The 14,333-nt window shown below is 71.8% G+C and carries 11 protein-coding genes; 9 read left to right on the top strand and 2 right to left on the bottom strand.

Annotated elements, in window-relative coordinates:
• Positions 1–4: 4 nt before the first annotated feature.
• The 4 genes from ACH4MY_RS11690 (at position 5) to ACH4MY_RS11705 (ending at position 4,080) form a co-directional block, all read left to right on the top strand.
• Positions 5–1,186 carry an agmatine/peptidylarginine deiminase gene (locus tag ACH4MY_RS11690; protein WP_398001002.1) on the top strand — a complete coding sequence of 394 codons (1,182 nt, stop codon included), beginning with the start codon at positions 5–7 and terminating at the stop codon, positions 1,184–1,186.
• A gap of 69 nt (positions 1,187–1,255) precedes the next feature.
• The gene (locus ACH4MY_RS11695) at positions 1,256–2,137 is read left to right on the top strand and encodes a DUF4436 domain-containing protein (protein ID WP_398001005.1); all 882 of its coding nucleotides are present in this window, start codon (positions 1,256–1,258) and stop codon (positions 2,135–2,137) included.
• Positions 2,138–2,240: 103 nt separating this feature from the next.
• Positions 2,241–3,491, top strand: coding sequence for a serine hydrolase domain-containing protein (locus ACH4MY_RS11700; RefSeq protein WP_398001007.1), 1,251 nt, complete (start codon positions 2,241–2,243; stop codon positions 3,489–3,491).
• A 130-nt stretch (positions 3,492–3,621) separates the two neighbouring features.
• Entirely contained in the window at positions 3,622–4,080 is a 459-nt protein-coding gene (locus tag ACH4MY_RS11705) for an Lrp/AsnC family transcriptional regulator (protein ID WP_398001010.1), read from the top strand.
• A 28-nt stretch (positions 4,081–4,108) separates the two neighbouring features.
• Here ACH4MY_RS11705 and ACH4MY_RS11710 read toward each other — a convergent pair whose 3' ends face one another.
• Positions 4,109–4,561, bottom strand: a complete 453-nt coding sequence (locus ACH4MY_RS11710) for an SRPBCC family protein (protein WP_398001013.1) — start codon at positions 4,559–4,561, stop codon at positions 4,109–4,111.
• Between the two features lie 245 nt (positions 4,562–4,806).
• On the opposite strand from ACH4MY_RS11710, the gene ACH4MY_RS11715 reads away from it, so the two are divergent.
• Positions 4,807–5,577, top strand: a complete 771-nt coding sequence (locus ACH4MY_RS11715; RefSeq protein WP_398001016.1) for a hypothetical protein — start codon at positions 4,807–4,809, stop codon at positions 5,575–5,577.
• Between the two features lie 322 nt (positions 5,578–5,899).
• The gene (locus ACH4MY_RS11720; protein WP_398001663.1) at positions 5,900–9,997 is read left to right on the top strand and encodes a molybdopterin-dependent oxidoreductase; all 4,098 of its coding nucleotides are present in this window, start codon (positions 5,900–5,902) and stop codon (positions 9,995–9,997) included.
• A 78-nt stretch (positions 9,998–10,075) separates the two neighbouring features.
• On the opposite strand, the gene ACH4MY_RS11725 is transcribed toward ACH4MY_RS11720, so the two are convergent.
• A complete protein-coding gene (locus ACH4MY_RS11725; RefSeq protein WP_398001019.1) occupies positions 10,076–10,840 on the bottom strand; it encodes an ankyrin repeat domain-containing protein in 765 nt (254 codons plus the stop codon).
• Positions 10,841–11,040: 200 nt separating this feature from the next.
• Here ACH4MY_RS11725 and ACH4MY_RS11730 point away from each other — a divergent pair, with 200 nt between their 5' ends.
• The 3 genes from ACH4MY_RS11730 (at position 11,041) to ACH4MY_RS11740 (ending at position 14,309) form a co-directional block, all read left to right on the top strand.
• The gene (locus tag ACH4MY_RS11730) at positions 11,041–12,132 is read left to right on the top strand and encodes a substrate-binding domain-containing protein (protein ID WP_398001021.1); all 1,092 of its coding nucleotides are present in this window, start codon (positions 11,041–11,043) and stop codon (positions 12,130–12,132) included.
• Positions 12,133–12,243: 111 nt separating this feature from the next.
• Positions 12,244–13,023, top strand: coding sequence for an ATP-binding cassette domain-containing protein (locus ACH4MY_RS11735; protein WP_398001023.1), 780 nt, complete (start codon positions 12,244–12,246; stop codon positions 13,021–13,023).
• Positions 13,020–14,309: a sugar ABC transporter permease gene (locus tag ACH4MY_RS11740; RefSeq protein ID WP_398001026.1), complete on the top strand. Its 1,290-nt coding sequence runs from the start codon at positions 13,020–13,022 to the stop codon at positions 14,307–14,309. Before ACH4MY_RS11735 ends, ACH4MY_RS11740 begins: the two co-directional genes overlap by 4 nt.
• Positions 14,310–14,333: the final 24 nt, after the last annotated feature.

Genomic DNA, 14,333 nt, shown 5'->3' on the forward strand with positions numbered 1-14,333 from the left:
ACACGTGTCCCACCTCCCTCCCTCCCGCCGTGCGACGCTGCGCGCCTTCGCAGGCATCGGCGGCGCCCTCGCCCTGGGCGCCGCGGCCTGCGGACCCGGCGAATCCACGCCGGCCGGGTCCGGCTCCTCGACCCGGCCGGCCACCGGCTCGGCGCGGCCCGCATCCGAGAGCGGTGAGCGCCACTTCGGCGCCGAGTGGGACAGCCACACCCGTACGTTCATGTCGTGGCCCGCGCTCGCCTCCGTCTGGGGGGACGACCTGCCCTACGTACGGGAGGACATCGCCCGTATCGCCCGCGCGGTCGCCGAGTACGAGGCCGTCGTCATGATGGCCCGGCGCGACCAGGTCGCGGCGGCGCAGCGGGCCTGCGGCTCGCGGGTCGAGGTGATCCCTCTCCCGGTCGACGACCTGTGGGCCCGCGACACCGTTCCCGTCTTCGTCGAGGACGGCGGCGAGCTCCTCGGGGTCGACTTCAACTTCAACGGCTGGGGCAACAAGCAGGAGCACACCAACGACGCCCAGGTGGGCCGGCTGCTGCTGCGCAAGTACGGCATCCCCCGCGAGGAGGCCCCGCTCGTCGCCGAGGGCGGCTCCTTCGAGACCGACGGCGAGGGCACCCTCCTCGTCACCGAGAGCTCGATCGTCAACGACAACCGCAACCGGGGAAAGACCCGGGACCAGATCGAGGACGAGCTGATCGAGACCCTCGGCGTGGAGAAGGTGGTCTGGCTGGCCGGTGTGCGCGGCGAGGACATCACCGACGCGCACGTGGACAGCCTCGTGCGGTTCACCGCGCCCGGCGTGGTGCTCCTGGACCAGGCGTTCCCCGGCTCGCCCCCGGACTCCTGGTCGCGCTCCGCGGACCAGGCCCGCTCGGTGCTGGAGAAGGCGACGGACGCGCGGGGCCGGCGCTTCGAGATCATCGATCTGCCTCAGCCCGACCTCGACCGGATCACCGGCGAGGGCGACGACTTCGTGTCGACGTACGCCAACTTCTATGTGGCCAACGACTCCGTCTTCATGCCGAAGTTCGGTGACCGGGCGGCCGACGACCGGGCACGGGGCATCCTCCAGGAGCACTTCCCGAAGCGGGACGTCGTGCAGATCCAGATCGACACCATCGCCTCCGGTGGCGGCGGCATCCACTGCGCGACCCACGAGCAGCCCGGCAAGCCCGCCGCCTGACCCGCGCTCTCCCCTTCCCCCACCTCTTCCTCCTTCCCCTCACCCCCTACCCCACCCCGGAGCGCGGTCGTGTCCCTGAAGCGACGTCACCCACGGGCCCCCGGCGGCCCGCTGAGCACCGCCCTCGTGCTCCTCGCCGTCGCGGCGGCCGCTCTCTGCGGGCTCTGGCTCCAGTTCGGCGAACGCCAGGACCTGGACACCCGCCACACCGCCGGAGGCCGGGCTGCCGACCGGATCGACATCGACGCCTCGGTGCAGCGCGTCGACGCGGCAGGCCGGGAGCTGGTCCTACGCGTCCTCGTCACCCCGCGCGGCTCGCTCGCGGAGGCCGGCGGGGTCTCCCCCGCCGAGGATCTGACGCTGCAGACCTCGTCCTCCGTGCGCGGGGACCTGACGTTCCCCGCCCACAGCCGTATCGCGACCGTCGACGTGCCCGTCGCGCTGACGGGCGGAGCGATCACGGACTATCCGTTCGACGCCTACGAGACGGAGCTGGAGTTCGGGGCCGTGCAGGGGGGTGAGAGCGTCCCCGTGCGCATGACGCTCGTCAACCGGGACGCCCTGTTCTCCCTGGCCGTCGACACCTCGGAGATCCGCGGCACCGCCGTCTTCGCGGCGGAGGTCGCGCGCTCCCGGAGCGTCCTGGTCTTCTCGGTGTTCATGATGCTGGCGATGTGGGCGCTCGCCGTCGCGGTCCTCATGGGCGGCTGGCACCTGGTGCGGCGGCGAATGGGGCTGACCTGGCCGGCCCTGGGCTGGATGGCGGCCACGCTGTTCGCCCTCGCGGCCTTCCGCAACACGGCCCCGGGCGCTCCGCCGATCGGCAGCCTGCTCGACTACCTGGCGTTCTTCTGGGCCGAGACGCTCATCGCGTTCTGTGTGATCGTGGTGGTCGTCCCGGCCGTACGGGCGGAGGACCCGTCTCCCCCGCGCGGCGCGCCCGCCCCGTGACGCGTCCCGATGGCCCTGCCGTCTGCCCCACGTGGGCGGGTCTGACACGACTCGCGGAGTGTTCGGCGACAGGGACGCTCTTCTCCCCTCCATAGTGCGGGGCATGACAGACACCCCCCTCTCCCCGCGCACGCGCCCGCGTGCGCGGTCCCGCAGGGCTCTGCTCTGCGCCGCCCTTCTCGCCCTCACGGTCCAGACGACCGCCGTCGCACCGGCGCTCGCCGAGGGACCGGGCGGCCATGGCGGATCCGACTGCGTACGGACCGAGGGCCGCCTCGACGGCACGGCGCGCCAGGTCCTGGACATCACCCGCAAGGCCAAGGCCGACCTCGCTCTGAAGTCCGTGCAGGTACGGGTGACGATCGACGGTCGCGAGGTCCTCACCGACGCGCTCGGCGAGTCCATGACCGGTGTCCCGGCCCAGCCGGACATGCACTTCCGTGCCGGTTCCGTGGCCTTCGCCCATATCTCGACGACCCTCCTCAGGCTGGTCGAGGAGCGGCGGGTCCGGCTCGACGACACCGTGGAGCGCTGGCTGCCCGGCCTTCCCGAGGCCGACCGGATCACCCTGCGGATGCTGGCGAGCAACACCACCGGACTCCACGACTACGTCACCGACCCGGACTTCCTCAAGGAACTGGTGGCGAACCCCTTCCGGGCGTGGACGCCCGAGGAACTGGTCGCCTTCCCGCTCCGCCACTCCTTCTGGTACGAGCCGGGCAAGAGCTGGAGCTACTCCCACGCCAACTACGTGCTGCTCGTCGCCGCGCTGGAGAAGATCACCGGGACGCGGATCGACCGGCTCGTGAAGGAGAAGGTCACGGGGCCGCTGGGGCTGCGGAACACACAGAACAACTTCACGCCCGAGATCCCGCGCCCGGCCCTGCACGCCTTCACCTCCGACCGGGGCCTGTACGAGGAGTCCACCTTCTGGAACCCGTCGTGGACCACCGCGCCCGGCGCGGTCATCACCACCCACATCTGTGATCTGGCGACGTCGGCACGGGCCATCGGCAGCGGCGAGCTGCTCTCCCCCCGCTCGTACCGGACGCTGCTCAACCCGGGCACGGTCGGCCTCGGCGGCGGGACCAGGACCTGTCCCGAGACGATCTGCCTGAAGCAGACCGAGGCCAAGCACTTCGGTCTCGGTGTCATCGTGGTCAACGGCTGGGTCCTGCAGAACCCCTCGTTCTCGGGGTACGCGGCCATCCAGGCGTACCTCCCCTCCAAGCGTCTCGCCATCGCGGTCAACGCGACCAAGACCGCGACCACGCCCGAGGGCAACCAGGCGGAGGTGGTCGCCGAGCGGATCGCGGCCGCGCTCGCGCCGGGGGACCCGCTGGCGATCAGCTGACGTCCGGTCCGGGCCCGTCCCCGGCGGTGAGGCTCCGCGCCGTTCGGCGCCGGAGCCTCACCGCTGTCCGCGATGCACCGAACGACATATGGAATGATCTTGCCATGGCAGGACGAGGTATCGTTTCGGCATGGGAATGACGGAGGGGATCGTCGACGAGACGGACCGGGCGCTCATCGCCGAGCTCCAGCGCGACGCCACACAGGCCTACGCGGCGCTCGGCAAGGCGGTCGGGCTGTCGGCGGGAGCGACGCACGAGCGGGTACGGAAACTGCGTGAGCGCGGGGTGATCCGACGGACCACCGTGGACGTCGACCCTGCCGCGCTCGGACGGGACGTGCTCGCCTTCGTCATGGTCGACTCCACCGTCTGGATGGGGGACTCCGCGGACGCGTTCGCCGCGATCCCCGAGGTCCAGGAGGCCCACGTCATCGCCGGCAGCGCCTCGGTCCTGGTGAAGGTGCGCACCTCCACCACCGTCCAACTCCAGGACGTACTGCGGCGGTTGTACGCGATCGAGGGAGTGAGCGGCACGCAGGCGACGGTCTCCCTGGAGACCTTCTTCGAACGGCCGGTCTCCGCCGGCTGACCGGACCCCGACGCTCGGAGCCCCGGGTTCACGAGACCGCGCCGCTCTCCAGGATGCCCTTGAGGGTCCGCTCGTCCTTCGGCATCTCCTTCCGCACATGCGGCCGGACGACGAGGGGGACGAGGGCCTTGCCGATGCCGTGCCCCTCGAAGTCGAGGGAGAGCGTCAGCCGTGAGCGCTCGCCGTCGTCCAGCGGCTCGATCGTGCCCTGGATGTCGCCGCGTACGGGACCGTCGATCCCGTGCACATGCCAGTGCCGCGGCGGATCGAGTTCGATGATCTGCATGGTCGAGGTGAACTCCCGCCGCCCGAGCCGCCGCGTGACGGCCACCTTGGAGCCGACCGCGAACGGCTCGCTCCCCAGTCTGCGGACCGAGACGGCGCTCTCCTGCCACTGCGGCAGATGCGTCGGGTCGGTCACGTAGGAGAAGACCTCCGCGGGCCTGCGGGAGATGTCGATGGTTTCCGTGATGACAGGCATGGCGCCCTCTTCGTCCCACAGGAGTCCTCGCCGGTTCGTGTTCCCGGCGGCGTGATGCTCCGCGCGCCCCGCGAAGCGTTCCCGGCGCGGGCTCATGGTGCTTCCTACAAATCGTCCCACGGGCCACGGCGCCCCGCCACCGTCGGACCGGGCCCCGGCGGAGATCTGAGTAGCGGTACTCATGCCGGGAGCGGCGCCCGGCGGGAGCATGTCGCCAGGGTGTGAACCGGTGCGGAGGGGGCGGCATGAGCAAGGTCGTGGGGGCGTTCGTGGTGGCGGGGCTCGCGGTCGGCGCGCTGGTGCTGGCGTACGCGCTGGGGGCACCGCCCGGCGCGGTCCTGGCCGTGGGCGCGGGAGCGCTCGGCCTGCTCTGGCTCCTGCTGCTCCTGACGGCCCCCTGGAACCTGTACTTCCGCGCCCATGCCGTGCTGGCCGAGATCGCGCTCAGCCGGGAGAAGGGCCTCGACGTCTCCGAGGAGCGGGACACCGAGGCACGGCGCATCGCGCGCGTGATGCTGCGGGTGGCCGTCGCCGGACATGTGGTGACGGCCGGCGTGGCCCTCGCCGTCGCCGCCGCGACCGGGCGCGAGGCGGGCTCCTGGTTCGCCGGTCTCTTCCTCCTCAGCACGTTCTTCAGGCCGGCCGGGGCGTACTTCGGGCAGCTGCGCCGCCGGCTCGGCGTCCTGCTGCGGGACGTGACCTTCCCGCGTGACGACGTGGTGGCGCTGACCGGGCGGGTGGCCGCTCTGGAGAGCGGGGCGACGGTGCTCGACGGCAAGGCCGAGGAGCAGTACCGGGCCCTCGCCGAGCTCCGCCGTACGGTGGACGCCGTCGGCCTCTCCGCTCACCAGCGAGCCGACGAGACCGACCGGAAGATCGCCGCGCTGGCCCGGGAGTTCGAGGCGACGGTGAACCGCCTCACCGACAACGAGGAGATCATCACCGGCCTGAAGGCCTTCCTCAGACTCCTGCGTGCCACCGACGGCACCGACGCCGCCGGGCACGCCGGCTCGTGACCCGCCCTCGCGACACCGGCCGGGGCAGCACCTCGCGACATCGGCTCGTGCCCTCGGCTCCCGCTCCCGCGCCACCGGTCGACAGGCCCCGGCACGCGCGCGTACCGGGGTTCTCACACCGGGCCTCGGACCACTGTGTGACCGGTGTTACGGACCATGATCGGCGCGGTTGACACAGGTGTAACGGGCATTTCGTACGGTCGGGGCTCGAACGGTTCCACAGAGAGGCGCCCCGGTGACCCCACAGGACACGCCGGCCCCCCGGGCCGGTACGCCCGACCAGGTGCGGACCGTCTGCTCGTACTGCGGTGTGGGGTGCGGCATGCTCCTCGACATCGGCGCGGGGCCCGACGGACGCCGTACGGTCCTCAAGGCGACGGGCGACAAGGACCACCCGGCCAACCGGGGCCGCCTCTGCACCAAGGGCGCCACCACCGCCGACCTGCTCGCCGCCCCCGGGCGCCTGGCCACCGCGCTGGTCCGGGAGGAGCGCGGTGCCGAGCCCGTGCCCACCGCCACCGACCTGGCCGTCGCCGAGACGGCCCGCCGTCTGCGGGCGATCGTCGACGAGCACGGGCCCGACGCCTTCGCCCTGTACGTCTCCGGCCAGATGAGCCTGGAGGCGCAGTACCTCGCCAACAAGCTCGCCAAGGGCTTCATCGGCACCAACCAGATCGAGTCCAACTCGCGGCTGTGCATGGCGAGCGCCGGTACCGGCTACAAGCTCTCCCTCGGAGCCGACGGGCCGCCCGGCTCCTACGACGACCTCGACACGGCGGACGTCTTCCTGGTCATCGGCTCCAACATGGCCGACTGCCATCCCATCCTGTTCCTCCGCATGATGGAGCGGGTCAAGGCCGGGGCGAAGCTGATCGTCGTCGACCCGCGCCGCACCGCCACCGCCGACAAGGCGGACCTCTTCCTGCGGATCAAGCCGGGTACGGACCTCGCTCTCCTCAACGGGCTGCTGCATCTGCTGCACGAGAACGGACACACCGACCCCGACTTCGTCGCCGCGCACACCGAGGGCTGGGAGGCGATGCCCCCCTTCCTCGCCGACTACCCGCCCGCCACCGTGGCCCGTATCACCGGCATACCCGAGGCCGACATCCGTACCGCCGCCGAGTGGATCGGCACGGCGGGCGAGTGGACCAGCTGCTGGACCATGGGGCTCAACCAGTCCACTCACGGCACCTGGAACACCAACGCCCTGGTCAACCTGCATCTGGCGACCGGCACGATCTGCCGCCCCGGCTCGGGCCCCTTCTCCCTCACCGGCCAGCCCAACGCCATGGGCGGACGCGAGATGGGCTACATGGGCCCCGGTCTTCCCGGACAGCGCTCGGTCCTGGTCGCCGAGGACCGGGCCTTCACCGAGGAACTCTGGGACCTGCCGCCCGGCACGATCCGCGAGGACGGCTCGGGACGGGGCACCGTCGATCTCTTCCGGCGCATGGCGGACGGCGAGATCAAGGCGTGCTGGATCATCTGCACCAACCCGGTCGCCTCCGTCGGCAACCGTGCCACCGTCGTCGCGGGCCTGCGGGCCGCGGACCTCGTGATCACCCAGGACGCGTTCGCCGACACCGAGACCAACGCGTACGCGGACGTCGTGCTGCCCGCCGCCCTGTGGACCGAGTCCGAGGGCGTACTGATCAACAGCGAGCGCACCCTCACCCTTGCTCAGCCCGCCGTGGACCCGCCGGGCGAGGCCCTCGCGGACTGGCGGATCATCGCCCGCGTCGCCTGTGCGATGGGGTACGAGAAGGCCTTCGCGTACGACAGCGCCGAGGAGATCTTCGAGGAGATCAGGCGCGCCGGGAACCCGAAGACCGGCTACGACCTGACCGGGGTGTCGTACGAGCGGCTGCGGACCACCCCGGTCCAGTGGCCCGCGGCGAGCGGCGGCCCCGCACGGAACCCGATCCGGTACGTGGCCGGCCACGACGCCGGCACCGGCACCGACGAGGAGGGGCAGGGGAAGGGGCCCGTCTTCCCCACGGCGAGCGGGCGGGCCGTCTTCCACGCGCGGCCGCACATCGACCCCGCCGAGATGCCCGACGACGCCTATCCGTTCGTCCTCAACACCGGCCGTCTCCAGCACCAGTGGCACACCCTCACCAAGACCGGGAAGGTCCCCAAGCTCAACAAGCTCAACCCGGCGCCGTTCGTCGAACTGCACCCCGAGGACGCCGGGCGGCTCGGCATCGCGGAGGGCGACCCCGTGGAGATCGCCTCGCGGCGCGGGAGGGCCGTGCTCCCCGCGGTCGTCACCGACCGGGTCGCGCCGGGCAGCTGCTTCGCCCCCTTCCACTGGAGCGACCTCTTCGGTGCGGACCTGTGTGTCAACGCCGTCACCAGCGACGCCGTCGATCCGCTCTCCTTCCAGCCCGAGCTGAAGGTGTGCGCGGTGGCGTTGACGAAGTCGGCGGTCCCGGCCGCCGTCGTGCCCTCCGCCGTGGTCCCCACAGTGGCGGCGCCCGCGAGTGTCACGGCGATGGCGCCTTCGGCCGTGGTTCCGAGGATGGTGATCCCCAGTGGGGGGCTGCCGACCGGCCCCGCCGCCGCCTTCGGTCTGGAACCGGCCCCGCCGCCCGTCCTCAGCGCCGAGGAGCGGCAGTATCTCGTCGGGTTCCTGGCCGGCCTGGAGACGGGTACGCCGGGTGTCCCCGTACTGCCGTCCGGCGCGCCCTTCCGCGAGGACCACGCCCGTTGGGTCAACGGGGTACTGGCCGGCATGTACTCCCGTGCTCCGCAGGCCCCCGCGACCGGCGGGGCGGACACGGCGGGGCGCGAGGTCGTGGTGCTCTGGGCCTCGCAGACCGGCAACGCCGAGGACTTCGCCGCCGCCACCGCCGAGCGGCTCCTGTCGGCCGGTCACCGGGCCGCGCTCGCGGGCATGGACGAGACCGATCTGACGGCGCTGTCGCCCGCCGCCGATCTGCTGCTGATCACCAGCACCTTCGGGGACGGTGACGCACCGGACAACGGTTCCGGTTTCTGGGACGCGCTCGCCGCGCCCGACACCCCGCGCCTCGACGGGCGCCGCTATGCCGTCCTCGCTCTCGGGGACTCCTCGTACGGCGACTTCTGCGGCCACGGGCGGCGCCTGGACGATCGTCTGGACGAGCTCGGGGGCGTCCGTCTGGCACCCCGTACCGACTGCGAACCCGACTACGAGCCCTCCGCCCTCGCCTGGCTCGACCAGGTCCTGGCCGGTCTGTCCGACACGACGCGGGCGCCGTCGGCCGGACCGCCGTCCGTCGCCCCCGCCCCGGCGCCCGCCCGCCGCTCCGGGCCCGCCACCACCCCCGCCCGGCTCGTCGGCAACCGGCTCCTCAGCCTGCCGGGCGCGGGCAAGGAGGTACGCCGCTTCACCTTCGACACGAGCGAGAGCGGTAGCGGGGCTCCGCTCGGCTACGAGGCAGGCGACGCCCTCGGGGTCCAGCCCGTCAACTGCCCGGAGCTCGTGGCCGAATGGCTGGCCGTCACCGGTCTCGACGCCGGCTCCCCCGTGGAGCTCCCGGGCCTCGGCCCCGTCGCCTTCGGCGAGGCCCTCCACCGGCACCTCGACATCACCCGGGTCGCCCCCGCCCTCCTCGGCTTCGTCACCGAACGGACCGGCGACCGGGACCTGAAGCGGCTCCTCCGGCCCGACAACAAGGACGGGCTCGCCCAGTGGACCTGGGGACGGCAGGCCGTGGACGTCCTCGCCGAGCACTCCGTCCGCGCCGCGGCGCAGGACTGGGCCGATGTGCTGGGCCGGCTCAGACCACGCCTGTACTCGATCTCCTCCAGCCCGCTCACCGACCCCCACCAGGTGTCCCTCACGGTCTCGGTGGTCCGCTACGAGAACCTTCGCGGTCGCGCCCGCAAGGGCGTCTGCTCACCGTTCCTCGCCGACGCCGAACCCGGCGCCCCCGTCCCGGTCTTCGTCCAGCGCGCCCCGCATTTCCGGCCCCCGGCCGACCCCACGACTCCGATGGTGATGGTCGGCCCCGGCACGGGCGTGGCCCCCTTCGTCGGTTTCCTCGACGAGCGCCGGGCGCTCGGCCACCGGGCCCCGAACTGGCTCTTCTTCGGCGAGCAGCACCGCGCCACGGACTTTTACTACGAGGAGGAGCTGGCCGGGCTCGTCGCCGACGGCACCCTGGACCGCCTCGACACCGCCTTCTCGCGTGACCAGCGGGCCAAGGTCTACGTCCAGGACCGGATGCGGGAACACGGCCCGCAGCTGTGGTCGTGGCTGCAGTCCGGCGCCCACTTCTACGTCTGCGGCGACGCCGCCCGGATGGCGAAGGACGTCGACCGGGCGCTGCGGGACATCGCCGTCGCCCACGGCGGCCTCGACGAGGAGGCGGCGGGGGTGTACGTCAAGCAGCTGGCCGCCGACAAGCGGTACGTCCGGGACGTGTACTGAGGCTCCCGGGGGTGGTGGGGGCCCTGACGCGCGTTGCCCCGCACGGGAGTTCACGTGCGAGGCCCCGGGCGGCGGGGCTCATGTGCGGCCAGCCGCCTCGCGCTCGGCGCGGGTCCGTGCGCCCCGGTCCTCCAGCCACCCGACGACCTCCTCCGCCTGCTCCGCGCGGGCGATGTCGAGCGGGGTGAGCCGGTCCCAGCCGATCCAGTCGATGTCCGCGCCGGAGTCCAACAGGCGTGCGGCGGTGGGGAGTCGGCCGCCCTGGCAGGCGCCCCAGAAGGCCTGCGTGATCTCCTCGGGCGAGGGCTGCGGGGCGGCGGCGAGACGCGCCTCGACCAGGTCGAGCAAGCCGAGGGTGGCGGCGTCCTGGAAGGTCGGGCGGGCGCCGAGTTCGAGCAGCCGGCGGGCCGCGTTCCACTGTCCGAAGGCCCGCGCGTCGGCCAGCGGTGTACCGCCCGCGATCACGGCGCCGTCGGCCTCGATGTCGGCCCCGGCGGCGACCAGCGCGTCGATCATCGGGACGTCGTCGTTGCTCGCGGCCCAGTGCAGGGGCGTCTCGCGGTGGGCGCCGGTGAAGCGGGCGTCCGGGTCGGCGCCCGCCGCGACCAGGACGGCGACGGTCTCGGGGCCGTTCGGCCGGTGGCCGGGCCAGTCCGTGGCCAGATGCAGCAGGCTCCGTCCACCGGGGCCGCATCCCTCGCGGTCCTCGACCACCCGGGCGCCCGCGAGCCCGGGATGCCCGGCGAGGAGGGCCCGCAGGGCGTCGAGGTCACCGGTGACGACGGAATCGGTGACGGCGAGGGCCAGCGGGTCCCGGGAGTGCAGTGTGCGCGTGGTCGGCATGCCGCCAAGCGTGCCGCACCGGGTGGCGCCGCACTGCCCGGCCGACCCTCGACGGCACACCCGGCCCGGGCGTGCCGTCGCCGGTTCACCCGCTTGCCGGTCCCCAGCTTGCCGCTAATGTCGATATATAGGCCACATGTGCATCCCTGCTCCCGCCTTCCCGAGGCGGCGGGAAGGCGGGAGTACGGAAGGAGCCTCCCATGACCCGTACATTGCGGGGCGCGATAGCCCTGGCCGGAGCCACGGCCCTCTGTCTGGGCGCGGTCGCGACCAGCGGGGCCGTCCAGCCGGACGCGGCGTCGGCGGCGCGACAGGACGTGAAGATCGGCCTGCTGCTGCCGGAGAGCAAGACCACGCGGTACGAGAAGTTCGACCGGCCGTACATCGAGGCCAAGATCAAGGAACTGGCGCCGGACGCCCAGATCGATTACTACAACGCCGCCGAGAGCGCCACCACCCAGCAACAGCAGGTGAACACGGCGCTCGCCAAGGGCGACAAGGTTCTCATCCTGGACGCCGTGGACGCCAAGTCGATCCAGTCGTCCGTGCAGAAGGCCCATGACGCGGGTGTGAAGGTCGTCGCGTACGACCGACTCGCGCAGGGCCCGGTCGACTCGTACGTCTCGTACGACAACCGCAAGGTGGGTGAGCTGCAGGGCAAGGCGCTCCTCGACGCGCTCGGCGACAAGGCCGGAAGCGGCGTGATCGTGATGCACAACGGGTCGCCGACCGACCCGAACGCGGCGGAGTTCAAGGCCGGCGCGCACTCGGTCCTGGACGGCAAGGTGAAGATCGGCAAGGAGTACGACACGCCGAACTGGGACCCGAACAACGCCAACCAGCAGATGTCCGGCGCGATCAGCGCCCTGGGCAAGGACAAGATCGTCGGTGTCTACTCGGCCAATGACGGACTGGCCGCCGGTATCGCCACCGCACTCAAGTCGGCGGGCATCAACGTGCCGCTGACCGGCCAGGACGCCCAGCTCGACGCGATCCAGCGGATCCTGCTCGGCACCCAGACGATCACCATCATGAAGCCGTACAAGCCGGAGGCGGACATCGCGGCCACGATGGCGGTCGACTTCGCCGAGGGCAAGAAGCTGCCGGCCGACCTGGTGCCCACCACCGTCACCAGCGGCAGTGGCCAGAAGGTCCCGGCCAATCTGCTCACGCCGGTCGTGGTCGACAAGACCAACATCAAGGACACCGTCGTGAAGGACGGCCTCTACACGGTCCAGGAGATCTGCACCCCGACGTATGCCGCGGCCTGCAAGGAGGCCGGCCTCCAGTAGCGGCACGGCGTTTCCGTCCCGGGCGCTTCGCCCGGGACGTCCCGCCCGGACGACTGCCGTCCCGGCGGGGCTCGGACCCGCGCGAGCGGGCGAGCGGAGGAGGCGGTTCCTTTGCCGGAGTCACCCGTGCTCTCACTCCGGGGCATCTCCAAACGGTTCGGCGCGGTCCAGGCACTGAAGGACTTCGACCTGGACGTCCACCCCGGCGAGGTGGTCGCGCTGGTCGGCGACAACGGCGCCGGCAAGTCCACCGCCGTCAAGTCGATCGCCGGGGTGAACCCGCCCGACGAGGGCGTCATCACCTGGGAGGGGAAGCCGGTCTCCATCAGCCGGCCGCACGACGCCCAGAACCTCGGAATCGCCACCGTCTACCAGGACCTGGCCCTGTGCGACAACCTCGACGTGGTCGCCAACCTGTTCCTCGGCCGGGAGCTGCGCCGTTTCGGCATCCTCGACGAGGTCCGCATGGACCAGCGGGCGCGCGAGCTTCTCAACACCCTGTCCATCCGCATCCCGAGCGTCCGGATCCCCGTCGCCTCGCTGTCCGGCGGTCAGCGCCAGACGGTGGCGATCGCCCGCTCGCTGATCGGCGCGCCGAAGGTCGTCATCCTGGACGAGCCCACCGCCGCCCTGGGTGTGGAGCAGACCGCCGAGGTCCTCGACCTGGTGGAACGGCTCCGGGAGCAGGGCCTCGGCACGATTCTGATCAGCCACAACATGGTGGACGTGATGGCGGTCGCCGACCGGATCGCGGTGATGCGCCTCGGCCGCAACAACGGCTTCTTCGACAAGCGGTCCACGACCACCGAGGAGATCATCTCCGCGATCACCGGGGCCACCGACAGCGCCGTCACCCGCCGTCAGTCCCGCAAGCGCGAGGAGGAGCGATGAGACGCGACTCGGGCCGCGGCCCCTCCGGCGGGGCCGGTGACGGGCAGGAACCGGCACCCGGCGCCCTGCCCGCCGTCGACACCCGTCTCCTCGTCCGCGAGGAGGGGCTCAAGGGGTACGTGGGCGAGTTCCGGCGCAAGATGCGGAGCGGAGAGCTGGGGTCGCTGCCCGTCGTCCTGGCCGTGATCATCATCTGGACGGTCTTCGGCAGTCTGAACAGCACCTTCCTCTCCGCCCAGAACCTCTCCGACCTCAGCCAGCAGATCGTCGGCACGGGCATGATCGCGGTCGGCATCGTCTTCGTCCTGCTGCTCGGCGAGATCGACCTCTCCGTGGGGTCGGTCAGCGGTCTGTGCGCCGCGATCTTCGCCGTACTCAACGTGCTGAACGGCATGAACGAGTGGCTGGCGCTGCTGGTCGCCATCGCGGGCGGCGCCGCCGTGGGGCTGATCCAGGGCTTCTTCTTCGCGAAAGTCGGCGTACCGGCGTTCGTGGTGACCCTCGCGGGCAACCTCGCCTGGAACGGGCTGATGCTGCAGGTGCTGGGCAGCAGCGGCACGGTCAACATCCCCAGCGAGAGCATCGTCTCCAAGCTCTACTCGACGATCTACCACAGCCCGGCGGCCGCCTACGTGGCGGCGGCGGTCGGGGTCGGGCTGTTCCTCACGGCCTCGCTGCTCGACGCCCAGCGGCGCAGGGCGGCCCGGGTGCCGTTCCGGCCGGTCACCGAGATCGTCCTGCGTACGGTCGTCATCGCGGCCATCGCCTTCGCCACCGCGTACATCCTCAACCAGTACCAGGGCCTGCCCCTGGCGCTGCTGATCTTCCTGATCCTGCTGGTTGTCCTGGACTTCGTGCTCCGGCGCACCACGTACGGCCGCCGTGTCTTCGCGGTCGGCGGCAACATCGAGGGCGCGCGCAGGGCCGGCATCAGTGTGCCGTTCGTCCGGATGAGCGTCTTCTCGATCGCCGGGACCATGGCGGCGATCGGCGGCCTCTTCCTCGCGGGCCAGATCCAGTCCGCGAGCCAGACCTCCGGCGGCGGCAACCTCCTGATGAACGTGATCGCCGCCGCGGTCATCGGCGGCACCAGCCTGTTCGGCGGCCGCGGCACGGTGTGGTCCGCGCTGCTGGGCGCGCTGGTGATCGGGTCCATCCAGTCCGGCATGAACATCATGGGCGTCAGCAACGCCGTCCAGTTCATGATCACCGGTTCGGTCCTGCTGGCGGCCGTGGTGGTCGACTCCCTGTCCCGCCGCACCCAGAAGGCGGCGGGCAGGGCCTGACGCGGGGACCCGCCACGGCTGCGG

Source organism: Streptomyces sp. NPDC017246 (assembly GCF_044331325.1).
Classification (GTDB): domain Bacteria; phylum Actinomycetota; class Actinomycetes; order Streptomycetales; family Streptomycetaceae; genus Streptomyces.

Excerpts from the sequence above, each read along its gene's own strand:
- ACH4MY_RS11700 (WP_398001007.1), top strand. The coding sequence starts at position 2,241 with ATGACAGACACCCCCCTCTCCCCGCGCACGCGCCCGCGTGCGCGGTCC.
- ACH4MY_RS11705 (WP_398001010.1), top strand. The coding sequence starts at position 3,622 with ATGGGAATGACGGAGGGGATCGTCGACGAGACGGACCGGGCGCTCATC.
- ACH4MY_RS11710 (WP_398001013.1), bottom strand. The coding sequence starts at position 4,561 with ATGCCTGTCATCACGGAAACCATCGACATCTCCCGCAGGCCCGCGGAG.
- ACH4MY_RS11715 (WP_398001016.1), top strand. The coding sequence starts at position 4,807 with ATGAGCAAGGTCGTGGGGGCGTTCGTGGTGGCGGGGCTCGCGGTCGGC.
- ACH4MY_RS11720 (WP_398001663.1), top strand. The coding sequence starts at position 5,900 with ATGCTCCTCGACATCGGCGCGGGGCCCGACGGACGCCGTACGGTCCTC.
- ACH4MY_RS11725 (WP_398001019.1), bottom strand. The coding sequence starts at position 10,840 with ATGCCGACCACGCGCACACTGCACTCCCGGGACCCGCTGGCCCTCGCC.
- ACH4MY_RS11730 (WP_398001021.1), top strand. The coding sequence starts at position 11,041 with ATGACCCGTACATTGCGGGGCGCGATAGCCCTGGCCGGAGCCACGGCC.
- ACH4MY_RS11740 (WP_398001026.1), top strand. The coding sequence starts at position 13,020 with ATGAGACGCGACTCGGGCCGCGGCCCCTCCGGCGGGGCCGGTGACGGG.